Below are 26489 nucleotides of genomic sequence, written 5' to 3'. Positions count from 1 at the left end.
CGCTCATTCCTTGCTCGATCCGGCGAGCATCCCGGACACCAGCGTGCGCTGCGAGAAGAGGAAGAGCACCAGCACGGGCAGGATGGCGATGACGATGGCCAGGGCGAGTTCGGGGATGGTGATGTTCAGTCCCGCGCCGGCGACGGGGTTGAACGACGGTGTGGAGGTGAGCAGTTGGTTCAGGCCCACCTGGACGGGGAACTGCTCGCTGTTCGGCAGCACGAGATACGGCAGGAAGAAGTTGTTCCAGTTGCCCACGAAGCTGAAGAACGCGACCAGTCCGACCACCGGCTTGGCGAGCGGGAGTGCGATGCGGGAGAAGAGCTGCCACTCCGTGCAGCCGTCGATCCGCGCGGCGGACAGCAGGTCCCTGGGGAGGCTGCTGCCGAAGTAGATGTAGACCAGGTACACGCCGAACGGATAGAAGGAGAAGGGGAGGATCAACGACCAGACGGTGCCGATGAGATGGAAGCGGTTGAGCTCCAGGAAGATCGGCAGCACCAGGGTGGCCTGCGGCATGATCATGGTGACCAGGGTGATCACCAGGAGCGTCTTGCGGCCCCGGAACTTCGTCAGCGCCAGCGCGTAGCCGGCCGGGACACTGACGGCCAGCGTCAGGACGAGTGAACCGCCCGAGTAGATGGCCGAGTTGAGCAGCCACCTCGACATCGCGCCGTCCTGGAAGGCGAACAAGTGCCGCCAGGCTGTGCCGATCTGATGGAACGAACCGAAGGAGAGCGGGTTGTCCCGCACCACTTCGCCGGCGGTCTTCGACGGGGCCAGCAGCAGCCAGATCACCGGCAGCACGAAGAACACCAGGAGAAGGGCCAGGAGGAGGCCGACTATCAGGAAGGGGAGGCTCCTTGACGGGCGGACGCGTCGCCTCACGGCCGTCAGGGAGAGAGTCGTCTGTGTCATTTCTCGTCCAACGTGAACAGGTTCGAGCGGGCGACCAGGAGACCGGCGGCGAGGAGGCCCACGGCGAGCAGGACGACCGAGATGGCGGCGGCGCCGTTGAAGTCGCCCTGCTGGAAGGCGTAGACGTAGGCCAGTTGGTTCGGGGACCAGGTGGGACTCACCCGGCCGAGGCTGGCCGTCTGGAGGAGTTGGGGCTCCACGAACAACTGGGTGCCCGTCGCGAAGGCCATGATCGCCATGTAGACGATCCACTGCCGGATCATCGGGATCTGGATGTGCCAGGCGGTGCGCCACGGGCCCGCACCGTCCATGCGGGCCGCTTCCAGCACCTCGTCGGGGATGTTGTTCAACGCCCCGTACATCACGACCATCCAGCCACCGGCGCCGGTCCAGAAGGCGATCAGCATGAGGATCAGCGGCAGGTTGCCGGGCGCCAGGACGGCGGCGAACGTCTTGAACCCCAGGGCGGTCAACAGCCGTGACACCGGGCTGACATCGGGGTCCAGCATGAACAGCCAGACCAGCACGCTCGCCACTCCGGCGAGGGCGCCGGGGATGTAGTAGAGGAAGCGGAAGAGCGCCGAGGTGCCCGGACGCACCCGGCTGCGCAGGACCACGGCGGTCAGCACGACCAGGACGACGAGGGTCACCAGCCACATGACCAGGTAGATCAGCATGTGGGTGAAGGCCGGGGCGAAGCGGTAGTCCTGGACGACCTTCACGAACTGGTTGAGCCCGGTGAACTGGCCCCGGTCGTTGGTGAGCGACAGGTAGAACGCGTACCCGGTGGGGAAGACGCCGAACGCGAGCAGCAGCAGCGCGTACCCGGCGACGAAGAAATAGCCCGCGCGGCCGCGGCCCGTGCGCCGCGGCGTGGTGCCGCGGCGCACGGGGGAGGCGGCGACGCGCTCGGTCTCCAGCAAGGTCACTGATCGACCACCTTGTAGCCCTGGGTCTTTGCCTCGCCGGCGATCTCCTGCTGCCAGGCGGGCAGCGTCTCGGTCAGGCTCTTTCCGGCGGTCAGCGCCGGCAGGACGACGCTGGACCAGGCGGTGGAGTCCGAGAACCTGGTGTTCGACCAGCCGGTCCACACCTCGTTCGCGGCCTGCTCGAACGGCCCGCTCACATCATTGGCGAAGTAGTCCTTGTTGGCCGGGTTCGCCAGCCAGGCCTTCGCGGCCTGGGTGTACGCCGGATAGGTCGGCGCGGTGGCCTGGTTCTCGTCGGACGTGGTCAGCCAAGTGACCAGGTCCGAGGACGCTTTGAGGTTCGCGCTGTGCGAGGACACCATCCACACACCGCCGCCTACGTTGCCCGTGGCGGCCGTGGTCTCGCCCTGCCAGGTCAGCGGGGGAGCCGCGGCGATCTGCTTGGCCGGAGTCTTGAAGCCGGCCTTGAACAGGTACTGGCCGTACCACGAAGGGCCGTACGCCATAAGGACTTTGGAGCCGCTGTTCTTGGCGAAGCCCTGGCTGAAGAAGCCCTGCGTGGCGATGGCCTTGGCGCTGATCAGGTTGTCCAGCAGCGTCGCCATCCGGGTGCACTTCGGGTCCTGCAGGTCGGTGCGCAGGGTGTCCGGCTTCACCAGGTTGAACGCGGGGCACTGGCCCGACCAGAAGTACGACTCATGGGAGTTGGTGTCGCCGACCGAACCGACCAGATAGCCCGGGTGCTCCTTGGCGACCTTCTTGCCGAGGGCCTCGTACTCCTGCCATGTCGTGGGGACCTGGTAACCCCACTTGTCCATAAGGGACTTGTTGTACCAGAGGAGGACCTGCGCGATGTCGTTGCGCATGCAGTAGGTGTGGCCGTCGAACTGACAGGGCGTCAGCGAGCCTTTGGCGAAGCCGTCCAGTGTGGTCTGCGGTACGAGCTTCTCGTCCAGGGGTGCGGCGAAGGGCCGCGCGCCGGGCTTGGTCGCTTCCGACGCCCAGGTCACGTCGGTCGGATTGCCGAACACCACGTCCGGCCAGCCGCTGCCGGTCCGGTCGAACAACTGCACCTTCGACTGCAGATACGTCGATCCGTCGGCGCCGCCGTCGTACGTGACGATCTTCAGCTTCACGTCGGGGTGCGACTTCTGGTACGCCTGCACCGACGGCAGCCTGGTCGAGTCGGCCCACACCGTTATCTGCGAACCCGCCTTCTGCGCGGCCGGCTTGAACGCCGACGTGCCGGAGGAGGACGGGGTGCTGGTGTCGGCGCTGGCGCAACCGGCCAGGGCGGCCGCGGTGGCCAGGGACAGCGTGACGGCCGCCGCGCGGAGCAGCGAGTGACGCCGGCCGGTTCTCCGAGATCGGGAAGACTCCATCGTCTTGCCTTGCCTTTCTGTTCTTGCGCCGCTCAGCGCGGTTGCTCGACGAACGGCAGGAGTTGGCTGCCGTAGCCGAAATCGAGGGGGAGGGCGATGCCGGGCCCCGTGGGGGCGTGCACCAGGCCCTGGTCGTCCACGTGGCGCTCTCGGACGACGTTCGCCGAGGTCACCAGGGACTCGTAGTAGGTGGTGTTGGAGATGGCCATGCACAGGTGGTGGTTGGGAATGTCCGAACCGTGCACCTCGGCCCGCAGCCGGTAGGCGTCGGCGAGATGCGCGGTGCGCATGGCGCCGGTGATGCCGCCCCGGAGGGTGGTGCCGGCCCGGACACCGAAGGTGGCGGCACCGGCCCGGATGAAGTCCGCCGCGTTCATGTGCGCCCCGTCGGAGGTCTCCGCCACCAGCAGCGGTACGGCCACGGTCTCGGCGAGCCGCTGATAGGCCGAGATGCTGAACTCGCGGATCGGCTCCTCGTACCAGAGGTAGTCGGCCTCGGAGAGCGCCCGCCCCAGCCGGATCGCGTCGGGCAGGTCGAAGCCCGCGGAACCGTCGTACATCAGAGGGACGTCGGGACCGACGTGCTCGCGCAGGGCCAGACACAGTTCCGCGTCACGGCGGGCGTCACCCCAGGCGTGCAGTTTGATCCCGCGATACCCCAGGGCCAGGCACTGGTCCGCCACGTCGAGGAACTCCGCGATGCTCGAGAACGTCGAGGTGGAGGCGTAGGCGGGGATGGCGTCCCGGAAACCGCCGAGCAGGCGCCAGACCGGTTCGCCGTGGTAGCGGCCGGCCAGGTCCCACAGGGCGATGTCGATCAACCCCAGGGTGGGGAGCGGGAGTTCGTGGATACGGTCCAGCTCCCACACCCGGTGCCACAGCCATTCGCGTTGGAACGGGTCGGCTCCGACCAGCTCCGCGCGGAAGACCCGGTCCACCAGGTCCCGCAGGACGAGGTGGGCGCCAGGGCGGGCGAACAGCGCGACACCCTCGGCCCCCTCGTCCGTCCCGATGTGCAGGACCGCGCCGTCGCCCACCGGAGCGCTGCCGCTCAGCCCGTCGCGCCAGCGGAAGGGCGGACTGGCTGCCGGAACATCGATCCGGTGTACTTCGACATGGGTGATCTTCATCCTGGCTTTCGTCTTCTGTAGGGAGAGCTGCTGGGAGAGCTGTACGGAGAAAGGTTTCGGCTTCCGCGGGAAAGGCGTGGGCTCGGCAGCGGGGTGCTCAGAAGCCGCCGTACGCCTGGAGCGCGTAGACGCTGCCGCCGTTGCCGCCGGAACCGGTGACGGTCAGGCGCAGATAGCGTGCGGTGACGGGTGCGCCGGCGAAGGAGTAGACGGTCGACGACGAGGTGGCGGCGGAGGTGTGGTCCTCGAAAAGGGACCAGGTCGTGCCGTCGGTGGAGTACTCCAGGCGGTACTTGTAGCCGCCGGACAACTCGAAGGTGGTCACCACGCTGGAGAGAGCGGTGTCCTGGCCCAGGTCGACCCGGATCCAGGACGGATCGGGCAGGCCCGCGCCCTGCGCCCAGCGGGTGGCGGGATTCCCGTCCACCGCCTTCTCGGGCGCGTGGTCCGCGTCGTACGACGACGAGGCGACGACGGGCTTGTTCAGGGCCAGGTCGTTGTCGGCCGGCGTGGTGACGACGGCCGTCTTGCTGGGGTCGGAGGTGTTCAGCGCCTCGTCGCGGGCCACGACGGTGAAGGAGTACTGCGTGTCGGCGGTCAGGCCGGAGACCCGCAGGGTCGTGGCGTCGGTGACACCGATCCGCTTGCCGTCCTGGTGGACGACGTAACTGGTGACGCCGGTGTCATCGGTGGCCGCGGGCCAACTGACGTCCACCAGACCGGGCAGCAGCGGCTTGACCGTGGGCTGTCCCGGGGCGGTCGGGGCCGTGTGGTCCGTGACGGTCCTGGGGGTGCCGTAGACCTGGAAGTCGTAGATGCTGCCGCCGTTCCAACTGGAGCCGGTGACGGTCAGTCGGACGAAGCGGCCCGCGACCGGGGTGTCCGTGTGGGTGTAGTCGGTCGCCGCCGTGGTGTTCGCGGCGGTGCGGTCCGCGAGGGTCTTCCAGTGGACCTCGTCGGGGGAGACCTCGATGCGGTACTTGTAGCCGCTCGCCTTCTCGAAGGTCGTGATCGCGCCGTTCACGTCGTACGACGCACCGAGATCGACCTGGATCCAGGACGGGTCGGGCAGGCCCAGGCCCTGCGCCCAGCGCGTGGACAGGTCTCCGTCGACCGCCTTTTCCGGGGTGTTGGCCTCCGAGTACGACGAGGCGGTGATCGGCTTCTTGAGGGCGAGGTCGGAGCCGGAGGGCATGGTGACCTTGAGCGTCTGGCTGGGCTGGGACTCGTTGCCCGCGGCGTCACGGGCGGTGATCCTGAAGTCGTACGTCTGCCCGGCGGTCAGGCCCGGGAGGCGTACCGAGGTGGTGCCGGTGGCGCTGACCAGCTTGCCGTCGCGGTAGACGGAGTAGCCGGTGACGGCGGTGTCGTCGGTGGACGCGGCCCAGGTGAGGTCCGCGATCGTCGGGAAGTCGGTGACCGCGCTCGGTGTGCCGGGCCTGCTGGGCGCCTGGTGGTCGACGACGGCGGGGCCCGGGTCGAGGTGGCGGTAACTCGCTTGCAGGCCCGCGTTGTTGACGATGGAGGCCGGCAGTTGGGCGCAGGAACCCACGGTGGTGTTGCCGCTGATGGTGCTGCCCGTGCTGTTGGCCTGGGTGGAGAAGGCGGGCTGGGTGGTGTAGTTGCCGGTGGCGTCGATGTCCATGCCGTGGTTGAGGAACAGCCACTGGTAGGCGACGTCGCACAGGGCGTTGCCGGTGTTCGTCCAGTACCGGCTGCCCTCGTCGTGGTAGATCGCGCCGTAGGCGGGCGGTGGCGTGCCGTGGATGTAGTTGCCGGACACCACACCGCCGGGGTTGGAGCTCAGCGTGTAGATGGCGCCGCCGTCGGCCTGCGACTTCATGATGTCGGAGATCTCGTTGTCCGTGACCTCGGTGTCGCGGCTGGTCGTGGGGGTGTCCCAGATCGGAACGCCCAGATTCCCGGGGTAGTTGGTGTCGCCGCCCTGGTCGGTGAGGCCCCAGCCCCAGCCGACGGAGATGCCGGTGTAGGGCAGGTCGTAGACCTTGTTGTGGGTGATGGTGGTGTGGTCGGTGTAGCCGGCCAGGATGCCGATGGAGCCGTTGTACTGGTCGGCGACCTTGGTGACCACGTTGTTGGCGACCTGGGTGTCCTTGGTGATGTCCCGGGGGTCGTCGGGGTGGGCGTCGATCACCTCGACCCCGCCGATCTGGACGCCGGTGGCGGCGATCTGGCGGAAGACATTGCCCGTGATGTCGGTGCCCCGCGTACCGGTGTTCAAGTTCAGCCCGACCGCGCCGAGATGGGTGAAGGTGTTGCCCTCGAAGCCGATGCCGTGGCCGTAGTTGACATTCACGGCGCCGGGCGTCTTCTGCCACTTCAGGCGGGTCGCGTCGAAGTCGGGGTCGTTGCCGACCATCCGGAAACCGGCCTGGCCCTCGATGAGGCCCTCGGACGAACTGGGCGCGAGCCAGGTGGAGTAGGAGAAGGTGATGCCCTGGAAGGACACGTTGCCGACCGGGGCCGTCCTGGTGCCGTCGAGGTCCACCAGGTCCTGCACGAGCGGCACGGTGACGGTCGAAGTGGCGAGGTTCTGGCCGGACTTGGGCATGTAGTAGATCTCGCCCGCGCCCTTGTCCAGGTACCACTCACCGGGTGTGTCCAGCAGTTCGCGGGCGTTCTCCAGCCAGGTCGGGTTCTGGATCTCCTGGCCCTGCTGGAGATGGGCGTTGTGCCAACAGGGCTGCTGCATGGTCATCTTGAAGTCGGAGATCGACTGCACGGGGCAGCGCATCAGCTTCCAGCCCCAGGAACTGACCACCTCCAGGTCCGCGGGACGCTTGTAGGCGTTGAGGCCGGCGTCCGTGAAGGCATAGCCGGTCGACGTCTGGCTGAAGCCGGCGGGGTTCTTGCCGCTGCGCGCCCGGGTCTCCAACTCGCCGTCCACATAGAGCTGTCGGGTGTCGAAGTCGCCGACCTTGGCCTTGTAGACCTGTCCCGCGCCGTCGGCCGGAACCCAGCCGGTTATGCGCTGTCCTCCGCTGATCACGGGGTGCGCGCCGGGGGCGGCCTCGTAGAAGATCCGGTGCCCGTTGGTGCCGGAGTCGCGGGCGGTCAGGGCGAACGTACGGCTGAGTTGGTAAGTACCGGACAGGAGCCGGACGTGGATGTCGCCCTTTGCCTTCTGCTTGACCTCGCGCACGTAGTCCCGCGCGTGGTCGAGGGTCTTGAAGGGGTGTGCGGCGCTGCCCGAACCCACGTCCCGGCCGGTCGGCGAGACATAGACATTCAGGTCCGGCGGCGGGGGAGCCGCCTGGGCCGGCGCGGCGTTCAGCAGGGCCGCGGCCATCGCGGCCACCGAGAAGGCGGCCGTGAAGGCGGAGCTGGATCTTCTTCGCAGCGGCAAGAAGGCGCCCCTGCGCGCAGACGGATGAGACACACGTATCCAATCGCCTGAGGGAGGTTGATACCTGCAAGTCCCGGTCGTCCACCGGGACTTGAGGGCGTCGGGCGGCCCGATCGCCGTGCCGCGGCACATGCGGGGGCGGCCGGTGCTACGAGGCCGGCGCCTCCGGGGAGGGCGGTTGGGCCCCGGGACTGAACAGCCGGTCACGGATCTTGTTCTCGAACTGGCTCTGGGTGGTGGCGATGTGTTCCACCATCAGCCGCTCGGCGAGATCGGCCGCCCCCGCGGCGACCGCCTCCGCTATGGCAACGTGCTGATGGGCGGCGACTTCCAGCGATCCGGGCACGTCACCGTGGAAGAGCAGTACGTCGGACTGGGAGGCCAGGCGCCGTACGCCGGCGACGCTCGCCCTCAGGAACACGTTGTGCGAGGCGGCTCCCACCGCGTCGTGGAACGCCGCGTCCGCCTTGGCGAAGGTGTCCACGTCGTTCATCGTGGCCGCCGTCAGGGAGCTCTCCGCGCTCTCCCGTATGGCCCGGACCTCGATCGGGGTGGCGTGGGAGGCGGCACGGCGTGCGGTCTCCGACTCGATCACCTTGCGGTAGTCCAGGAGCATGCGGACGTCTTCCATGCCGGTCGGCCGGAAGTGCGAGAGCTCGTCGTCCAGCAGCCCGCCGACCGAGGCGGCGACGAAGATGCCCGCACCGCGCCGCACTTGGAGCCGGCCGATGGCGGCCAGCACCTTCACGGCCTCCCGGGTGACGTTGCGGGATGCTCCCAGGATCTCGGCCAGGCCCTGTTCGGTGGGGAGGCGGTCGCCGGGGCGCAGGTTCTGCTGGGTTATGTACTCCAGCAGTTGCTCCGCGACCAGTTCATACCCCGGACGGTAGGCCGGTGTTGAGTCGCCCAAGGCGAATCCCCTCTTGCTTCACGGATGAATCAGGTTCATTTTCCGGGGCCAATATGGCACTGGGGCTGTGAGTTGGGAAGAGATCGGACGCATCTCGGGCTGAAGTCCTGCGAATACGCTGACAAAACATGATGAACTACGCACTCCTGTCAGGATGTTGCGCGAAATGGATCCCATCCTTAGGGTCCTGCCTGCCAGATGAAGCAGATCCCTTCTCTATGCGGCGAGGGCCGTGGAAGCGGGAACCTCGTGAGGGCACGCCCACTCGGTCGTACGAGCGTCCAGGTCGGCGCGCTGGGATTCGGCGCCGCCTCCATCGGCAACCTCCACAGCCAGGTCGACGACGGCCAGGCACGGGCCACCCTCGATGCCGCCTGGGACGCGGGAGTGCGCTATTACGACACCGCCCCGCACTACGGCCTCGGTCTGTCCGAACGGCGACTCGGCGACGCCCTCGCGCACCGGCCACGGACGGAGTTCACCGTCTCCACCAAGGTCGGCCGACTGCTGGAACCCCACCCGGCACCCACCGGATCCGACCTGACGGCAGGAGGCTTCGCCGTACCCGACACGCTGGTCCGCCGCCCCGACTACTCACGGGACGGCGTACTGCGAAGCCTCGAAAGCAGCCTGGACCGCCTGCGACTTGACCATGTGGACATCGTGTACGTCCATGACCCGGACGACCACCTGGACGCGGCCCTCGACCACGCCCTGCCGGCGTTGACGGCCCTGCGCGACCAGGGTGTCATCGGTGCCGTGGGGGTCGGCATGAACGCGGTCGCCCCGCTGCTGCGCATCGTCGCGGAGGCGGAGGTCGACGCCGTGATGGTGGCCGGGCGGTGGACCCTCCTCGACCGCACCGCCCGCCGCTTGCTGGACGCGTGCGCCGAACGCGGGGTCGCGGTGGTGGCCGCCGCCCCCTTCAACTCCGGGCTCCTCAGCCGCACTTACCCCGCGAGCGACGCCACCTTCGACTACGGCCCCGCGCCGGAATCGGCACTGCGCCGCGCCCGGCTCCTCGCCGAGGTGTCCGCGCGACACGGCACCGCACTCCCGCATGCCGCCCTGCGCTTTCCGCTGCGCGCCCCCGGTGTGGCCTGCGTGGTCGCGGGTTTCCGCACTCCGGAGGAGGTCAGGTCCGCTGTCCGCTGGGCCGCCACGGATCTGACCGAGGAGGCGTGGCGGGACCTCGACACGGCGGCAACCGACCGGTCGCACGGCATGTCCGACGCCCTGGGCACGGGGGCGGCTACGGAGGGGTGCGGCCCCGCCCCGCGGAACGGAACAGCAGGGCGGGAGTGAGCGGGAGGGCGATGGGGCGCGCAAGTGAGGGGAGTTCAGGAGGACTTGCCGGGGTGACCGGAGTCCGAGGCGGCCGAGGTGGTCGGCGTGGAGCAAGGCGCCTCAGGTGGCCTCGGCTCCGTCACGTCCGGCGCGGCCCGCCTCCGCCTGGGAACCGACACCGCCGAGCTGTGAGGGTCACCGTCCCTCGCGGGGCAGCGCCGCCACGAAGTCCGACAGGGAAGACGTCCGCGGCGGTTCCTGTCCGCGCAGATGGCGCCGGTAGTGGCCGGCGACCAACCGGCGCAGCTCTGCCTCGTCCGCCGCCCCGCCGGTCAGTTCGAGGCGGACCTGATGGGGCTCGCCCGTCATCCCCAGGGGCCTGGCCAGTGCGTCGAATCCGTGAGTGAACTCGTCGGGCATCTCCCACCACGCTTCGGCGGAGGCCCGGTCCCTCAGGACGTACATGTAGAAGTCGTCGTCGAAAATGATCACGGGGCCGATCGGTGTGTCCATGCGGGGAGTATGGCGGCCGTGATCACCGGTCGGAGGCGGACAGCAGGCCGATCAGATAGATCGTGATCGCCCGCTCCAGCGTCGCGGCGAAGGGGGTGCGGAGGAACACGAGGCTCGGGTCGGTGGCGTAGGCGGTGCGGACGGCCTCCGCCGGATGGCTGTGTGTCCACAGTGCTCCGACGAGAACGATCGTCATGCTGGCCGCTTCGGCGGCCTCGCGGTCGCCGAGCTCGGGGAGGATCTCCCGCAGCATGCCTGCCAGACCGGCGAGACCGTCGTGGGCCCCCCGCTTGTACCGGGCGGCCAGTTCGGCGGAGACGTTGTGCTCAAGGATGCCGGCCTGGGCGCTGAGCAGTTCGCAGAGCATCCGGCGGGACGCGAACGACGCGGCCAGGCTCGATGCCACCGCCTTCGCCCTCGCGGTCGCGGAGCCCGTCCGGTCGACGCAGGCGGGGAGCTGATCGACCACCTCCGTCAGAAAATCGCGGGTCAGGCTCTCCAGGAGGTCCAGGAGGACCGCCTCGCGCGACTCGAAGTAGCGCATGACGTTGGACTTCGCCAGTCCCACCCGGCGGCTGAGCTCATTGAGGCTCAAGGCCGAGACCGGCATCTCGCTGAGCATCGTCGCCGCCGTCTCCAGGATGCTCCGGCGGCGCACTTCGCGCTGCTCCTCGTTTCTGGCGCGCTGGAACGTGTTCATGCCGACATATTACAGACCCCCGGTCCCTTGTGTAGAGACCGAAGGTCTCTTATGCTCGAGGAGTCCGAAGAGCCCGCCGGTCTGTTAGCTGGGGCCGGTTCGCCATCAGGTCCATGACTCGTGAGGAATCCGCAATGACGAAGAAAGTAGCCCTGGTCACCGGCGCCTCCTCAGGCATCGGCGAAGCCGCCGCCCGACAGCTTCAGCAGGCCGGCTTCATCGTCTACGGCACGGCCCGGCGCACCGACCGGATGAGCACCCTGGCGGCGTCGGGCGTGCGCACGCTCGCGCTCGACGTCACCAGCGAGACCTCCACCGGCAACGCGGTCGCCGAGATCATCGCGGCCGAGGGCCGCATCGACGTGCTCGTCAACAACGCCGGCTACGGCTCCTACGGCGCGCTGGAGGACGTACCCATGGAGGAGGCCCGCGCCCAGATCGAGGTGAACGTGTTCGGCCTCGCGCGGCTGACCCAGCTCGTCCTGCCGCACATGCGCGCCCAGGGAAGCGGCACCATCGTGAACATCAGCTCCATGGGCGGCCGGTTCGCCACACCCATGGGCGCCTGGTACCACGCCAGCAAGTACGCGGTCGAAGGCCTCAGCGACGCACTGCGCCTGGAACTCAAGCGGTTCGGAATCGACGTCGTGCTCATCGAACCCGGCTCCATCCGGACCGCGTGGGGCGCGATCGCGGCCGACAAGCTGCGTGCCACCTCCTCCCAGGGGCCGTACGCCGAGCAGGCCGACGCGATGGCCGCGTCCCTGGAGCGAAGCTCGCGGCCCGGCTCCCGCATGACCTCACCCGCCACCGTCATCGGCAAGGCCGTGGTCACGGCGGCGACGGCCCGCCGTCCGCGCACCCGCTACCGCGTCGGCTTCGGAGCGCGCCCCCTCATCTTCCTCAGCAGGCTGCTGCCGGACCGCGGCTTCGACGCGCTCGTCAAACGCTCGTCCGGTGTGCCGGCGTGAACGCGCCGCTCTGACACCGGCAACTCCCAAGAATCCGCCGCCCATTCAGCAGTGAAGGAAAGACCATGCCCGAAAGCGGAGGCAAGACCATGTCCGAATCCACCAGCCCTCGGCCCAAGGCCCTGATCGTCCTGTCGTCGGCACGCGTGCTCCCGCTGAGCGCGCCCGCCGGGCACCCAGGGATACCGACCGGGTTCTTCCTCGTCGAACTCGCCGCCGTGATGGCGCAGTTCGAGAACGACTACGACTTCATCCTGGCCACGCCGGACGGCCAACTCCCGCAGCTCGACGTCAACGGACTCGCTCTCAACTTCCAGGCGGGCGGAAACCTCGGTCTCGCCACCGCCCGCACCACCATGCAGAGCGGGGTCGAGCGGTTCAGCCCCGAGAAGCTGCGCGAGAAGAACCCGGACCTCCTCAAGCGCCGCGACACCGAACTCGCCCTCGCCCACCGGCTTCTCGGCCGCGTCCTGGTCTCCGAGCCGCTTCCCAGGACCGACGCGGAGGCCGTCTCCGTCCGAGGCGATGTCGTCGCCGGCTTCGAGGCGCTGCCGCAGCGCGAGTACCTGTCCATCCGGCAGTTGATCGAACGGCACCGCGATCCCGCCTCCGACTTCTCGCTGGCGGACCTGGCCTTCGTGCACATGCCCGGCGGACACGGCCCGATGGTCGACTTCCACGACAACCCGTGGATGGGGGAGTTGCTCCACACCCTGCGCGAGGTCGACGTCCCGATATCCCTCATCTGCCATGCCCCGATCGCCCTCACCTCGGCGCGCTACCGGGTCGACGGCGACGGGACCGTCACGACCGATCCCGACCATGGCTTCAAGGGCGCACGGATCACCACCGTGGCCAAGTACGGCGAAAAGACCGTGCTCGCGTTCAACTACCCGAAGGTGCCCGGCGAACGCACGCGCCTGACCTACTACGTCGACGTGGCGCTCAAGGAAGCCGACTACGACGTCAACCTCACTCTCAACCCCTCGGCCGCCAAGGTGATCTGGGACGCCGACCACTCACTGCTGACCGGCAACGGACCCCAGGCCGTCGACGAACAGGCCGCCCGCCTGGCCGAGATCGTGCGCGGCCGGGCCCACAACTCCCCTTCGCCCACGCGCTGGTCACACCCGGCCGACACGTTCAGAGGAGAAGACCGATGCGCACAGTGAACCGGCTCCACGGACGCCGGGCGACGGCGATCGCCCTTGCCGGAGTCGCCCTCGCGGGCTCCGTCGGAATGGCCGCGGCGGACGACGCCGCGAGCGGCCACGCACACCCCGTTTCGCAGGAGGCGTCGCGGCCAGGTCCGGGCACCGACCCGGGCTTCCCCACCTTCGTCCACCTCCCCGCCGACCAGGCGGCACACCCGAACTCCCAGCAGGAGTGGTGGTACACCGTCGGTCACATCCGGGCCGGCGGTCACAAGTACGGCTACGAGGTGCAGCTCAGCCGCAAGGGCATCACGCAGATCTCCATCACCGACGAGGAGACCGGGGCGTACACCTCGGAGCAGAAGGCGTTCAAGCCCGACCAGTTCAGCGCGTCCGCCGGCGAACTCGATGTACGGATGCCGAACGCGTCACTGTCCGGCCCGCTCGACGCCATGCACCTGAAGGCCGGACTGCCCCAGGGCAAGGGGGTGTTGGACCTCAAGCTGAAGGCCGTGGGCCCCGCGCTCTACAACAACGGCACCGGCCTGTTCCCCTTCCTGGACGACACCAGCTACTACTACTCGCTGCCCGACCTGCAGACCACCGGCACCCTCACACTGGACGGCTCGACCCGGCAGGTCACCGGCACGTCCTGGCTCGACCGCCAGTGGGGCGACTGGAACTGGGACACGCTGCACAAGTGGACCTGGATGGCCGTGCGGCTCGACAACGGTCAAGTCCTCAACCTGTGGGACCTGTTCGACGACAACGGTGAAAAGCACTGGGCCACCGTGCTCGGTCCCGACGGCACGCACCGCGTTGTCTCGGTCGATCCGCTCGCCCCGCGGGCCACCCGCTTCGAGACCAGCCCCACGACCGGCCAGCGCTACGCCGGCAAGTGGACCGTCACGATCCCCGCCCTGCACACCGAACTCGTCGTGACCGCCGAGCCCGTGCTCCAGGAGATCCAGGCGAACCAGCCGTTCACACCGGGAATCAACGAGGCCGACTCATCGGTGCGCGGCACCTACCAGGGGCGACCGGTCACGGGTGACGCCTATGTCGAGCAGTTCGGCCTCTGGAACTAGGCCTGGAACCGGGCCTGGAACCAGGCCTGGGACTGCGCCGCCGGAAGAACGGAGAACGTCATGACCAGCACCATCCCGCAGTTCGAGCACTGGATCGACGGCCACCCGGTGCCGCCCGTCTCGGGCCGCCATTTGGACTCCACCAGCCCCCACGACGGCGAACCGGTGCTCCGCATCGCCGACGGCTCCGCCGAGGACGTCGAGCGCGCCGTCCTCGCCGCCCACCGGGCCCAGCCTGCCTGGGGGCGGACGTCCACCGCGGAGCGCTCCCGGCTCCTCATCTCCGTCGCGGCCGGCATCCGGGAGAACATCGACCGGCTCGTCGAGCTGGAATGCGCCGAGGGCGGCAAACTGCCCGTCCCCGCCCGCATGGAACTCCTCATCGCCGCCGACTACTTCGACTACTACGGCTCCATCGTGCGCACCCTCGCCGGCGACACGATCGACCAGGGCCCGCAGAACCTGACCTACACCCGGCACGAGCCCTACGGCGTCGTCGCCGTCATCACCCCGTGGAACGGCCCCCTCAACCAGGGCAGCCGCGGCATCGCCCCCGCGCTGGCGGCCGGCAACACGGTCGTGCTCAAACCGAGCGAGTTCACCTCCGCCACCTCCCTGGAGCTGGGCCGGATCACCGCCGAGGCCGGACTGCCCGACGGCGTCCTCAACATCGTCACCGGACTCGGCCCCGCCGTCGGCGTCCCGCTGGTCTCCCACCCCCTCGTCCGCCGGATCAGCTTCACCGGCTCGGCCGCCACCGGCCGGGCCATCGGCCGCATCGCCGCCGAGCGCGTCGTACCGGCCGCCCTCGAACTGGGCGGCAAGAGCCCGATCCTGGTCTTCGCCGACGCCGACCTCGACGCCGCCGCGAGGGCGGCGGCGATGTCCGTCCTGGTCAACTCCGGGCAGGTCTGCTCCGCGACCACCCGGCTGCTGGTCGAGCGTGGCGTGCAGGACGAGCTGGTCCGTCGTATCGGCGCGATCCTGGACGCCAAGCGGCCCGGCGAGGACTTCGGCCCGATCGTCACCCCACCGCAGTTCGACAAGGTCCTCGGGATGCTCGCCACCGCACGGCAGGAGGGCGCCCATGCCGCCGTCGGCGGGCACGAGTACGAGGACGGCGTGCCCGAGCGGGGGCTCTACGTCCAGCCGACCGTCCTCACCGACGTCAAGCCCGACATGCAGGTGGCACGCGAGGAGGTCTTCGGGCCGGTGCTGGTCGCCATGCCGTTCGACACCGAGGACGAGGCCGTCGCCCTCGCCAACGCCACCGAGTACGGCCTGGCCGGCGCCGTGTGGTGCGGCGACGCCGCCCGTGGGATCGCCCTGGCCCACCGCATCGAGGCCGGTCAAGTCGCCGTCAACGGTGGGGTGATGGGCGTCGAGACACCGTTCGGCGGGTACAAGATGAGCGGCATCGGCCGGGAGAAGGGCATCGCGGCCCTGTACGAGTACACCCAGCTCAAGACGGTCAGCGTCGCACTTCGGTAGTCCGCCGGCCGGGCGCGATCATCGTGCGCGGAGGGAACGCGATGAGCAGTGCGGCCGGTGTGGTGAGGGTGGTCGCGGCGACGAGTGGTCCTGCGGCGGCGCCGATGTCGAGTGCGGCGGTCGGGCACGAGCCGGCCAGGAAGGTGAAGGCGGCGAAGGCCGCCGCGTTCACCAGCGCGCCGAGCAGCATCACCAGGATCAGCCTCGGCTCGGCGAGCCGGGCGAACTCCACGCGCGGGTCCGGTCCGGTCCGCCGGTCGTCTCTCGCCGCCGCCGTCCACGTCCTGTCGGGATCCCTTTCAGAACGTCGAGTGCCACGGGCAGACAGAGCGCGGCGACGGCCAGGACGGTGGCCGGCCGCCGAGCAACGTGCCGAGTACACAGCCGTTGCATGCGTCTGACCCGTATAAATGTGCCGTCGGTAGGGGAGTTGGCAGGCTCCGGCCCGCGTATGGTCCGGATCTTGGTGGGCGACGCAGCGGTAGTTGGGGCGGCGTCTGTCGCCGGGCCGGAGTGGGGTTGCTTCGCAATACGGGCGAGGGATCGCTCCAGCGTGGCCTTGTCGCCGTTGACGCTGCGGGGTCGCGTGCAGCGCCAAGACACGACGACGGCGTGAGCGACCGGACGAGGCCGCCGGGATCGACCGGGGGCACCGAACGGCGCCCCCCACTCGGACTTGCGTGCGAAAACCGATCGGTTTACGCTGAGGGAACCGATCGGTTTCTCGCTGTGGAGGCGGGCGGGTTCCGACCCCCATTGCTTAGGAGTGCGGATGGCTTCCCCGTGCGACGCAAAAGGCAGCCGCCCTGGTACTCCGTCGATAGTGGCTGCGGGGGTCTCGGTGCGGCGTTGGTCGACGAGGCTGTGTGCCGCACGGGGCCGGAAAGGTGTACCCAATGGCACGGGAAGCGTCGCCGGATTCCCGCGGCCTCAGTCTTCGCCCGAGCGCCGGAAGTGCGTTCTTCACAGTCGGTCTCCGAGATGACGCAAGTCGCGATCGACGTCAACATCATCATCAACAATGCGCGCGTCCTGCCGCCGGTGCCCCGCGCCCGCCTAGAGCAGCGAACGCCAGTTTCCTGATACCGGAGAGGGTATTGGCAATGAGTGCGAATTCACAGAAGAAGAAGTTCTACGCCCTGAATATGTTTGACGTGGCCGATTTGGAGAAGTACCTCGCGTACTTCCGCCGTTTGCCTGAAGAGGCTCCGCAATACGGTGGTCGAATGGTGGCGTTTGGTCGTTTCCGAGACACCGTAGCCGGTGACCTCGCGCCACGGCAGGTTCTGTTTGTCGTCGAATGGGAGTCCGAAGAGGCGTTCAACAAGTTCCGGGACGCTCCGGACTTGGCCGACTTCCATCCGCTGCGGGAGAACGGGACGGCGTCCTATGTCTGGCAGACGTTCGATGGTCTCGATATGAGTGACCCCGCCAACGTTTCGCTCGACGATGTACTGGCGGTGCTCAAGCCTTGAAACCCGCATCGCAACGGAGTCGGATGAGCCGGCGGAGTGTAGTTGGCTGATGGCGTGTCAGGGGCGGTCTTGGCGGACCGCCCCTCCAAGGAGTCGATACCAGAACTGGCCGCGGTGCGATCCTGGCAGTCTCCCAACGTGATCGACGACCTTGCGGACACCACCTGGGACCGCGAACTCGAAGACCTCTTTCTCCGCGTCGGCCACCGCTTCGGCCGCGCGGAGCTGCGACGCCGTATGCGGGACTACGTCCGTGCCCCTGCTCGGCCCGGTCGGCCGCAAGAACGGCTGGCAACGGGCCGAATCCGCCGGCCACCCTCGGCCCGCTCACCGGACTCGTGCCCCAGATGATCAGTGAGCTCGCCGTCCGGCGCAGACTCCAGCACCCGCTTGGTCAGATGTTGCAGGAGGCAGCCTTCCGGGCCTCGGTGTCACTCGTCACGTCAGTCATCAACTGCCGCTTCCAGCGCAAGAGTTACACCGCTCACCGTGCAGACCCCTCTGACGGCGTCACGCAAGACTTCCTCGACGGGCGCTCGGACATCGCTCACACCTCCAGCACCAACCGCTCTCCTTCCGGTGCACGTGAGACGCAGGGCAGCATGGCGCCGGCCGCGCGTTCGGTGGCGGTGAGCCGGCGGTCACGGTGATCGACATGGCCCTGGGCCACCCGTACCCGGCAGGTGCCGCAGAACCCCTGGCGGCAGGAGAAGGGCAGGTCCGGCAGTGCCTCCTGGAGAACATCCAGGGCGGAGCGGTCGTACGGCACCGGCAGAACCCGTCCGGTGTCGCCCAGTTGGAGTTCGAAGGGACGGCCGTCCGTGATCGGGGCCGGGGCGAAACGCTCGAAGTGCAGGGCGGACGCGCGGCTGTCACCGAACGCGCGCCGAACGCCGTCGATCATGGGCGCGGGCCCGCAGCAGTACACCGCACCCGCCGCCGGGCTCAAGTTCAACAGATCGGCTGTTTCGGGCACGCCGGACTCGTCGTCAGGACGGATGGAGACCCGGCCAGGGGCTGCGGCCGCGAGTTCGGCCAGTTCTGCCGCGAAGGGCATCGAGGCGCGGCTGCGGCCGGTGTGCACGAGCCTCCAGTCCAGCCCGCGGCGGGCGGCTTCTCGGGCCATCGGCAGGATGGGGGTGATGCCGATGCCGCCCGCGATGAGCAGGATGGATGCCTCTGCGGCGAAGGGGAAGGCGTTGCGGGGCCCGGAGATGGCGACCCTCATGCCCTCTCCGAGGGTGTCGTGCACCTCGGCCGAACCGCCTGCCCCGTTGGCGACGCGGCGCACCGCGATGCGGTACCGGTACCGATCGGCGGAGTCGCCGCACAGGGAGTACTGCCGCTTGCGGCCGGAGGGCAGGTGCAGTTCGATGTGGGCGCCGGGCTGCCAGGGCGGGAGTTTCGACCCGTCGGGTGCTGCCAGCCGCAGGGAGACGACGTCCTCGGCCTCTTGGTGCTTGGTGGCGACCACCAGTTCCCGGATCACGGGCATCTCGGTGGCCGGCGGACGCCGGGGAGGAGTGCTGCGCCGCGCGAGGCGCGTGACCGCGTTGTCGCTGAAAGCCGCCAGCTTCTGCATGAAGGAGTCGCTGCGCGGCCTGCCGTACAGGTCCGGCGGCCGGGTGACGGATGTGATGGTGTTCATGGGAGGCCTTGCTGGTTGCCGGGTCACTGGGCAGCCGCTCGGGCGGCAGGGGACGCCGCCAGGTAGGCGACCGCCTGCTGGGTCGAGCCCTCCTGGGTCGGGTGGTAGCCGGGGCGGAAGTAGCGCAGCACCGAGCGGGCGAACGAGACCGGCGGGGGCAACAGGTCCTTGCGGGCCGCGGCCAGGTAGTCGCGGAAGCGGACCTTGACCCGGTCGTCGAGTTCGGGGTCGGCGCTCATCAGGAAGCGGACTCCGCGGATCCACAACCGGGTCAGCACCGGAGCGGTGACGAGCATGCCGACCACGCGGCGCCGGTAGCGGGGATCGAGGTGCACCAGCAGGTCGAATGCGACCGAGCGGTGTTCGACCTCTTCCGCGCCGTGCCAGCGGAACAGATCGAGCATCGCGGGGTCCGCGCCGACCTGGTCCAGGTGCCCGTTGCTGAGAATCCAGTGACCCATGTACGCGGTGAAGTGCTCGAAGGCCGCTATGAGGGCGAGTCGTTGGAGGAGGTGCGCGTGGGTGGCGGCCGGTGTCAGCTCCGGCCGGTCTCCGAGCACCCTGCGGAAGATCCATTCGGACTGCAGGGTGTACGGAGTCGGGTCCAGCCCCTTGGCGAGCAGGTGCTCCAGGACCTCCTGGTGCGCCTCGGCGTGCATCGCTTCCTGGCCGATGAAACCGCGCACGTCCTCGCGCAGCCGGTCGTCGGTGATCAGTGGCAGTGCCTGCTCGAAGGTGCGCACGAACCAGCGTTCGAGTTCGGGGAGCATGAGGTGGAGCACATCGAAGGTGTGGGTCGCGAAGGGCTCACCCGGCAGCCAGTGCAGCGGGGTGGTGCCCCAGTCGAAGGTGACGTCCCGGGGTTGCAGCACCAGGTCGTGGTGGTCGATGGGCTCGGACGGACGCTCCGGGTGGGCATGTGCGGCTCGGAACATGACAGGTTCCTCCGTCAGCGGTCGGTGTGTGCGAAGGGGCGGTCAGGCAGACGTCCAGTACTGGTGGTCTGTTGGGCTGTCAGATCGGATACGCGGTGTGGCCCGGAGTGTGAGTGCGGCGGGAGCCGTCCTCGATGCGGTGGGCGAATTCCGCGATCCGGGACGCGATCTCCTCGGGGTGGCTGAGCTGTACCCAGTGCCCGGCGTCGATCGGGCGCCGTTGTATCCGGCCCGTCCAGTGCTCCACTCTGTACGACAGCACTGGGGTGACGCAGAAGTCGCGGGTGGGGATGATGAGTTGAACCGGGACAGTGGTTCGCCGGTCCCGGGGGCGCAGCAGGCGGGGCAGCATGTTGGCGCGGTAGAGCGCGGTGCTGACCACGGCGTCGCGGGCCAGCGTCTGCGCGGGGTAGGGGGTGTCCCCGGGCACGCCTTGGGAGCCGGTGAGGAAGGCGCGCCAGCGGTGTCCCAGTGCTCTCCAGGTCAGGGCGGGCAGGAGCGGGAAATGGAAGTAGGCGATGTACCAGGACCGTGCGGCCTGTCGCAGCATCTTCGGCAGATCCGGATGCCGGGGTCGGAGGCGGGCACGGATCAGGTGGCCGACGTGGTCCAGGCAGGGTCCGGAGATGGAGGTGAACGAGGCGATCCGCCCGGCCAGGCGGGTGCCGGTGACCGACTCCCAGGAGTGGATCGATCCCCTGTCGTGTCCGACCAGGTGCACCGGGCGGTCGGGGCTTACGGCGTCGAGCACCGCCTCCAGGTCGGCTTCCAGACAGGACATCCGATAGGCGCGCAGCCCCCTGGGCCGGTGGGAGGCACCGGCTCCCCGCACGTCGAAGGCCGTGACGTGGAATTGGTCGGCCAGGCGCTCGGCGACCGGGCGCCACACGGCGCTGGTGTCCGGATAGCCGTGGACCAGCACCACCGCAGGAGCCGTGGACGCTCCCCATTGGTAGGCGGCCAACTCCACGCCGACCCCTGCGATCCGGCGGGCGGCCGGGCCGGTCATCGGCCACCACCGGCAGGGGTCAACTCGCCGTAGTCCAGACCGCCGTGGAAGAAGCTGGGCAGGACCGGCCAGTGCCGCTTGAAGGGGGCCAGCTCCGAGGAGGGCAGGATCTGCAGCCAGCGCGGATCGCGCCGGCTGGGGTCGGCGAGGGTCTTCTCCTTGACCATGGAGTCGTACTGGTCGAGAGAGTCCTCCAGGGTGTTGGCGTTGGGCACCACCTCTTGGCCGTAGAACGCGGCGTGGCGGCGCACCCCGGGGATGCGGGAGAGATCGGGCTGCCAGTTGTCGGCCGAGATGCCGTTCTCGGAGGAGACCCACACGCCGTCGGGGGTGTTCAGCACCAGGGAGTGGTTGCCGTCCGTGTGGCCGGGGGTCCACAACAGGCTGACGCCGACACCGAGTTCGACATCGCCGTCGAAGGCGGTGACGCGCTCGCCCGGCACCCCGTCCATGCCTCCGTCGACGTACCAGGCCCACTGCATCGGATGCACCGATTCGAAGGTGCCCAGCTCCCTGCGGTGCACCAGCAGCCGGGCGCGCGGGAACAGGGCTTCGCGCGGCGCCCGTTCGCCCGGAATCGTGCTGGTACTTCCCATGATCATGCGCACGTCCTGGACGTGCAGGTGGTCGAAGCTGACGAAGTCCACGTCTTCGGGTCGCAGACCGCAGGAGGGCAGGACGGTGTCCGGATCCTGGTAGAAGCGGGCGAAAACGTGCTCGGTGAGAAAGTCCCCCGCCAGCCGCTTGAGCTGGGCGTAGAACGGCGCTTGAGCCGTTCCGGCGGCGACGGTCGGCTCCCACACCAGTGTTTTCGGCTCACCGTCGAAGCCGTCGAACTGCACGACGAGCATCCGGTTGACGATGCTCACGAACGGGTTGACGGCGAGCGCGGCGCCGTGGAAGCCGAACCGGGTCGGGTACGGGGCGGCGGCGATGTCGAAACTGCGGACGGCGTGGATGCGGCCCTGCTGGACGAACCGCTCACGGTAGGTGGCCGCCGCACTGCGCACGGCGCGCAGCCGGTCACCGCGGGGCCATACGTCGTGGACACCTTCGAATTCGGGGATGGGACGCGGAGCGGCGGCGTCCTGGGCCTCGTCCTCGGCCTTGTCCTGGGCCTTCTTCGCGCTGGGCGCCGGCTTGGGCGTGGTGGTCACGGGCTCATCCTTCGGGCAGGCGGGCGGTCCGGGTGCGTTGCTCGTAGGCCGCGCGGACCGACCGGTCGGGCAGAGCGGCGAGCTGGTCGGGGACAAGGAGGTGATGCAGGGCGTCGCGGGCGCGGCCCGGCAGCAGCGCGGCCAACCGGGTCAGGGCTGCTATCCGGCGTGGAACGAAGACCTCGAACCGCGGGCGCAGCACGACGTCGAGCACCGCGTCGGCAACCTGATCCGTCGTCAGGCGCCGGGTGGGGCCGGTCGCGGTGCCCACGGCCAGCTCGGTGTCCACGACGCCGGGCATCACCAGGGACACGTGCACTCCGGTGCCGCGCAGTTCGGCGCGGACGGCTGTGCTGTAGCCGTGGAGGGCGTGCTTCGTCGCCGCGTAGGTCGCCTCGCCCGCCGGGGCGACCTTGCTGGCGGCGGAGGCGATGTTCACCACGTGGCCGCGCCCGCGTTTCCGCATCCCCGGGATCACGAGTTTCATCCCACGCAGTACGCCGTGGACGTTGACGTCGAACTGGCGCAGGGCGGCTTCCTCCGGTTCCTCCGCGAAAGGGCCCACCCACATGATTCCGGCGTTGTTGATCAGTACGTCGATCGGCCCCAGCTCGGTCTCGACGGTGCGCAGGAAGTCATCGAAGGAAGGAGTGTCGGTCACGTCGAGAGACAGCCCGAGCAGTCGGCCACCGGGACGCGCGCCGATGGCGCCGGCCGTCTCCCTGGCAAGCTCCGCGTCGAGATCGCCGATCGCCACGGCGGCTCCGGCCGCAGCGAGCCGGGCTGCGACGGCACGCCCGATCCCGCGGCCCGCCCCGGTGACCGCGATCACTCGGCCGGTCAGCGGTTGTGTGCGGGAGAGCCCCTCGCGGTCTCTCCGGCTGAATGTGTACGGGTATTTGGGCGGTGCTGCCACGGTCGAGCCCCTTCCTTGCCCTGGGCACGAGCGGACCGCTGAGCGGCAAGCGGCCCCCACACGCTTCTGACACGTTGACGTGTCAGATGAACTGACAAGCTAGAGTGTCAGTTCGGAGCACACCGGTGTCAACACCTCTGCGAAGGGGAGAAATGACCGCCACACAGACCGCCGGGCGGCGCTACGGCGGACGTGAAGCGGCGCAACGACAGCAGGAGCGCCGCACCCGACTCATCCAGGCGGGCCTCGACCTGTTCGGCACGTCCGGATACGCGTCGGTCTCCGTCAAGCAGGTGTGCTCGCATGCCGGACTGACCCAGCGCTACTTCTACGAGTCGTTCCGCGACCGCGAAGACCTTCTCGCCGGGGTCTACAACGACCTGATCGCTACGATCCAAGCCGAAACCGCGCAGGCCGCTGCCGCCGCCGCACCCGATGTCGACGCCCAACTGCGCGCCGGTCTTGAGGTGTTCATCCGCACACTGGCCGGCGACGCCCGCATGGCCCGCTTGGTGCTCATCGAGGTCGTGGGCGCCAGTCCCCGCCTCGAAGTGCGTCGCCGTGAGGTCCTGCACGAATTCGCCGCGATGGTCGCCGCCGTCGTCGGACCGCTCCCCGCCCCGGAAGCCTCCTCCAGCCGGCTCGCCATGACCGCGATGAGCCTGGTCGGCGGAGTCAACGAACTCCTCGTGGACTGGACGCTCGGTCACCAGAAGGCAGCCGTCGAAGAACTGATCGACCTGTCCTACACCCTGTTCATCGCGGCCTACCGAGCCATCAGCGATCAGTCCTGATCACGCCGGCCCGGATTCCTTCAGGGACACGATGAACGCAGGTGCGGCGCACCTGCTGGTTTTCGACTGTCGGACGGGTCTCGCACCCGTCATCCATCCGGAAGCGACGCAGCGCGATCGGGCTGAGCGGCTGCGAACCACGGCGGGCCCGTCGCGTCGCGGGAACTGCTGAACGATCGCGGATCACCTGCCGCCTGCGCTGCCGGCGCGCGCCCCGGGTCCTGGCCCGCGACGGACCCGACCCTGCCGTTGTCGCCGGACGCCTGCACATGCCCAGGCCCGCTGAGTGCCCTGCCCTGCGAGCCAGGTGGCACACCGGATCAAGGGAGGGCTGACGCCCTTTTCCCACCGAGGCCGGGCTTATCGCGTTCGCTGTGGCCGCCCTGCTCGATGCGGCAGGCATGCGATGACGTATCGCCTTTCCGGGCAGGTTCGGTGACGGATGTGTTCTCCGAGCTGATGTCGGTCTCTGGTAACCGGCACGGCCCGCGTGACCTGATGCCCTTGCTCCCCGGCACCCGGGGTAAAGCCCGATGAACATAAGGGAATTGATGAGCAGCCGGGCGCGGGGGAGGCTGTGGTCTTGTCGGCATCGGCGCCCGGCGGCAGGGCATGGTCACCGTTTCCCGGAGCCTCATCCGGCCGGCCCGGACGCTCGCCGATCTGGTCATTGCCCGCGCGTCGGTGGCTACCGCGACGGCGTATCCCTGCATATGCATCCGAGGTGTTTCGGGGTGGGCCGAGACATGCCTGGCAATCGCCTCGGCAGAGCTGCCCCTCATCCTTTTGGCCACGCTCTCGAACGCCGAAGAGGTACGGCTGCGTGACACCGACACGCCTGGCAATCGCCTCGGGAGGTGCCGTAGCAGCCCTTGAGCGCGAACTCGCGATCGCAGTGCGGGGATGGCGCTCCCACGTCTCTCCTGCCTGCTCATTCGGTGCGTGCCGCCATGCCGGCGGGCGCCGGTCAGCTCGACCTGAAGCCGGCCTATGACGTGGCCCGGGATCAGTTCCCTGCTTGAGAGCTTGCGCACTGGAAACCGATCGGTTTACAGTGAGGCGAGGCGAAACCGATCGGTTTCCTTCAAGAGTTCGGGAGTGCATGATGACGACAAATCGACTGGTGGCCCTCGTGACGGGCGCCTCCTCCGGCATCGGGAAGCAGACCGCGCTCGCGCTGGTCGCGGCGGGTTTCGAGGTGGCCGGCACGGGCCGAGACACCTCACGTGTCACCCCGCTCCAGGGCGTGACGTTCTTCGACCTCGACGTGGTCAGTGACAAGTCGGTCACCGCGGTGGTCCAGCAGGTGATCGACCGGTTCGGGCGGATCGACGTCCTGGTCAACAACGCCGGCATCGGCTCGATCGGCGCGGCCGAGGAGACCTCCCTCGCGCAGGCCCAGGGCGTCTTCGACATCAACGTCTTCGGGGTCATTCGCATGGTGAAGGAGGTCCTGCCGCACATGCGCGCCCGGGGGCGCGGACGCATCATCAACCTCTCGTCCGTGCAGGGCTTCATCCCCGCTCCCTACATGGCGGTCTACGGCGCGTCCAAGCACGCGATCGAGGGCTACTCCCAGTCCCTGGACCACGAGGTCCGGCAGTACGGCGTCCGCTCGCTCCTGGTCGAACCCGCCTACACCAACACCGGGTTCGAGGCCAACAGCGCCAAGCCCGACACCCCCCTGCAGACCTACGCCGACCAGCGGCACGTCTTCGACCGCCTGATGGCGGACGCGATCAAGAGCGGTGACGACCCCGCCGTGGTCGCCAAGGCGGTTGTCACGGCCGCGACCGACGCGAAGCCGAAACTGCGCTACGCCGCCGGCCCCACGGCCGGACGCGCACGCCTGCTCCGCTTCGTTCCCGCCTGGGTCCTGGACAAGCAGATCCGCACGATGAACAAGCTCGTCGGCTGACACCCACCACCCGCAAACCCCACCACCCGCAAACCCCGTCCACCCACAAACTCGTTCGCGCCGTTGATACCGGGAGAGACCCATGTCCGAGACGCTGCACTCCGCCGCCGCCACCGTGGCGAGCTGGCGCTCCGCCGAGGAACACGGTGACGTCGATGCCGCGGTCGCGTGCCTGAGCCCGGACGTCGTGCTCAGCTCGCCGCTCACCGACCAGTTCCGCTTTGAGGGATCTGACCAGCTACGTGACTTCCTGACCGTGGCGTTCGCGGCGGTCAAGGACGTCCGCTACCACACCCAGACCGGCGAGGGCGACGCGTACGCGCTGGTCTACCGGGCGCGGGTGGGTTCCCAGTCGTTCGAGGAGGTGCAGTTGCTGCGGCTCGACGACCAAGCACGTATTACGGAGATCACGCTCTTCGGGCGTCCGATGCCCGCGCTCACCGCCCTGATGCACCTCATGGGTCCGGCGCTCGCTCGCCAGCAGGGCCGCCGGGGCCTTGCGGCGCTCATGAGCGTCAGCACTGTACCCATTCACGCGATGGTCTCCTCGGGGGACAGCAGCATGGTCGCGAAGACCCGGCCGACAGCCCGGTAGACCTGAGAGCACCAGGTCCACCGGCCGTCTGGCCCCGTTCCCTTTCCAGGAGTTGGCGGCAGCCGCCGGCGATGTCCCCGGCAGGCTGCTTCAGGTCGCAGGAACGCACGAGGTATCTGGCGCCCAGGTGTGCTCCGGCGCGCCCTGACCCCACGGGCGAAGCCGACTCCCGGGAGCGGCTGCCGGAGGCACCGTCCCTCAC

General features: G+C 68.9%; 22 protein-coding genes and 2 pseudogenes. 10 read left to right on the top strand and 14 right to left on the bottom strand.

The window, feature by feature from the left end:
* Positions 1–3: 3 nt before the first annotated feature.
* The 6 genes from OG223_RS09145 to OG223_RS09120 form a co-directional block, all read right to left on the bottom strand.
* Entirely contained in the window at positions 4–918 is a 915-nt protein-coding gene (locus OG223_RS09145) for a carbohydrate ABC transporter permease (RefSeq protein WP_329245004.1), read from the bottom strand.
* On the bottom strand, positions 915–1847 hold the full coding sequence (locus tag OG223_RS09140) for a carbohydrate ABC transporter permease (protein WP_329245002.1): 933 nt from the start codon (positions 1845–1847) through the stop codon (positions 915–917). Before OG223_RS09140 ends, OG223_RS09145 begins: the two co-directional genes overlap by 4 nt.
* A complete protein-coding gene (locus OG223_RS09135) occupies positions 1844–3229 on the bottom strand; it encodes an ABC transporter substrate-binding protein (protein WP_329244999.1) in 1386 nt (461 codons plus the stop codon). Before OG223_RS09135 ends, OG223_RS09140 begins: the two co-directional genes overlap by 4 nt.
* Positions 3230–3261: 32 nt before the next feature.
* A complete protein-coding gene (locus OG223_RS09130; RefSeq protein ID WP_329244996.1) occupies positions 3262–4359 on the bottom strand; it encodes an enolase C-terminal domain-like protein in 1098 nt (365 codons plus the stop codon).
* 97 nt (positions 4360–4456) lie between these two features.
* Entirely contained in the window at positions 4457–7669 is a 3213-nt protein-coding gene (locus tag OG223_RS09125) for a discoidin domain-containing protein (RefSeq protein ID WP_329265208.1), read from the bottom strand.
* A 205-nt stretch (positions 7670–7874) separates the two neighbouring features.
* Positions 7875–8636, bottom strand: coding sequence for a FadR/GntR family transcriptional regulator (locus OG223_RS09120; RefSeq protein ID WP_329244993.1), 762 nt, complete (start codon positions 8634–8636; stop codon positions 7875–7877).
* 249 nt (positions 8637–8885) lie between these two features.
* Between OG223_RS09120 and OG223_RS09115 the strand changes: the two genes are divergently transcribed.
* Complete coding sequence (locus tag OG223_RS09115; RefSeq protein ID WP_329244990.1) at positions 8886–9941, top strand: aldo/keto reductase; 1056 nt, start codon at positions 8886–8888, stop codon at positions 9939–9941.
* A 177-nt stretch (positions 9942–10118) separates the two neighbouring features.
* Here the strand turns inward: OG223_RS09115 and OG223_RS09110 are convergent, their stop codons facing one another.
* Positions 10119–10436 (bottom strand): hypothetical protein, encoded by a 318-nt coding sequence (locus OG223_RS09110; protein ID WP_329244987.1) that lies wholly within the window; start codon positions 10434–10436, stop codon positions 10119–10121.
* A 22-nt stretch (positions 10437–10458) separates the two neighbouring features.
* Positions 10459–11136 (bottom strand): TetR/AcrR family transcriptional regulator, encoded by a 678-nt coding sequence (locus OG223_RS09105; protein ID WP_329244984.1) that lies wholly within the window; start codon positions 11134–11136, stop codon positions 10459–10461.
* A 134-nt stretch (positions 11137–11270) separates the two neighbouring features.
* Between OG223_RS09105 and OG223_RS09100 the strand changes: the two genes are divergently transcribed.
* From OG223_RS09100 to OG223_RS09085, 4 genes are all read left to right on the top strand, one after another.
* Complete coding sequence (locus tag OG223_RS09100; RefSeq protein WP_329244982.1) at positions 11271–12107, top strand: oxidoreductase; 837 nt, start codon at positions 11271–11273, stop codon at positions 12105–12107.
* 65 nt (positions 12108–12172) lie between these two features.
* Positions 12173–13279: a hypothetical protein gene (locus OG223_RS09095; protein ID WP_329244980.1), complete on the top strand. Its 1107-nt coding sequence runs from the start codon at positions 12173–12175 to the stop codon at positions 13277–13279.
* On the top strand, positions 13267–14349 hold the full coding sequence (locus OG223_RS09090) for a lipocalin-like domain-containing protein (RefSeq protein WP_329244977.1): 1083 nt from the start codon (positions 13267–13269) through the stop codon (positions 14347–14349). The genes OG223_RS09095 and OG223_RS09090 overlap by 13 nt, the downstream gene beginning before the upstream one ends.
* A 60-nt stretch (positions 14350–14409) precedes the next feature.
* Positions 14410–15840, top strand: coding sequence for an aldehyde dehydrogenase family protein (locus OG223_RS09085; RefSeq protein ID WP_329244975.1), 1431 nt, complete (start codon positions 14410–14412; stop codon positions 15838–15840).
* Here the strand turns inward: OG223_RS09085 and OG223_RS09080 are convergent.
* Positions 15821–16226, bottom strand: a pseudogene (locus tag OG223_RS09080) (hypothetical protein); the annotation flags it as partial. The gene OG223_RS09085 and the pseudogene OG223_RS09080 sit on opposite strands and share 20 nt — an antisense overlap.
* A gap of 717 nt (positions 16227–16943) precedes the next feature.
* Between OG223_RS09080 and OG223_RS09075 the strand changes: the two are divergent.
* Entirely contained in the window at positions 16944–17315 is a 372-nt protein-coding gene (locus OG223_RS09075; RefSeq protein WP_329244972.1) for a DUF1330 domain-containing protein, read from the top strand.
* Positions 17316–17456: 141 nt separating this feature from the next.
* Positions 17457–17640, top strand: a pseudogene (locus tag OG223_RS53930) (IS701 family transposase); the annotation flags it as partial.
* Positions 17641–17862: 222 nt separating this feature from the next.
* Here the strand turns inward: OG223_RS53930 and OG223_RS09070 are convergent.
* The 5 genes from OG223_RS09070 to OG223_RS09050 form a co-directional block, all read right to left on the bottom strand.
* Positions 17863–18963, bottom strand: coding sequence for a PDR/VanB family oxidoreductase (locus OG223_RS09070; RefSeq protein ID WP_329244969.1), 1101 nt, complete (start codon positions 18961–18963; stop codon positions 17863–17865).
* A 23-nt stretch (positions 18964–18986) separates the two neighbouring features.
* Positions 18987–19898 carry a metal-dependent hydrolase gene (locus OG223_RS09065; protein WP_329244967.1) on the bottom strand — a complete coding sequence of 304 codons (912 nt, stop codon included), beginning with the start codon at positions 19896–19898 and terminating at the stop codon, positions 18987–18989.
* A 79-nt stretch (positions 19899–19977) separates the two neighbouring features.
* On the bottom strand, positions 19978–20907 hold the full coding sequence (locus OG223_RS09060) for an alpha/beta fold hydrolase (RefSeq protein ID WP_329244965.1): 930 nt from the start codon (positions 20905–20907) through the stop codon (positions 19978–19980).
* Positions 20904–22064: a hypothetical protein gene (locus OG223_RS09055; RefSeq protein ID WP_329244962.1), complete on the bottom strand. Its 1161-nt coding sequence runs from the start codon at positions 22062–22064 to the stop codon at positions 20904–20906. Before OG223_RS09055 ends, OG223_RS09060 begins: the two co-directional genes overlap by 4 nt.
* Before the next feature lie 4 nt (positions 22065–22068).
* Positions 22069–22980: an SDR family oxidoreductase gene (locus OG223_RS09050; RefSeq protein ID WP_329244959.1), complete on the bottom strand. Its 912-nt coding sequence runs from the start codon at positions 22978–22980 to the stop codon at positions 22069–22071.
* A gap of 152 nt (positions 22981–23132) precedes the next feature.
* On the opposite strand from OG223_RS09050, the gene OG223_RS09045 reads away from it, so the two are divergent.
* The 3 genes from OG223_RS09045 to OG223_RS09035 all read left to right on the top strand — a co-directional run bounded on the left by OG223_RS09045 (position 23133) and on the right by OG223_RS09035 (position 26287).
* Positions 23133–23774 (top strand): TetR/AcrR family transcriptional regulator, encoded by a 642-nt coding sequence (locus OG223_RS09045; protein ID WP_329244957.1) that lies wholly within the window; start codon positions 23133–23135, stop codon positions 23772–23774.
* A gap of 1105 nt (positions 23775–24879) precedes the next feature.
* Positions 24880–25692, top strand: coding sequence for an oxidoreductase (locus tag OG223_RS09040; RefSeq protein ID WP_329244954.1), 813 nt, complete (start codon positions 24880–24882; stop codon positions 25690–25692).
* Between the two features lie 82 nt (positions 25693–25774).
* A complete protein-coding gene (locus OG223_RS09035) occupies positions 25775–26287 on the top strand; it encodes a nuclear transport factor 2 family protein (protein WP_329244952.1) in 513 nt (170 codons plus the stop codon).
* The last annotated feature ends 202 nt before the right edge of the window (positions 26288–26489 follow it).

Source organism: Streptomyces sp. NBC_01478, from assembly GCF_036227225.1.
GTDB lineage: Bacteria > Actinomycetota > Actinomycetes > Streptomycetales > Streptomycetaceae > Streptomyces.
Note: the sequence above shows the minus strand (reverse complement) of the source record. Positions and strands in the feature narration are given on the sequence as shown.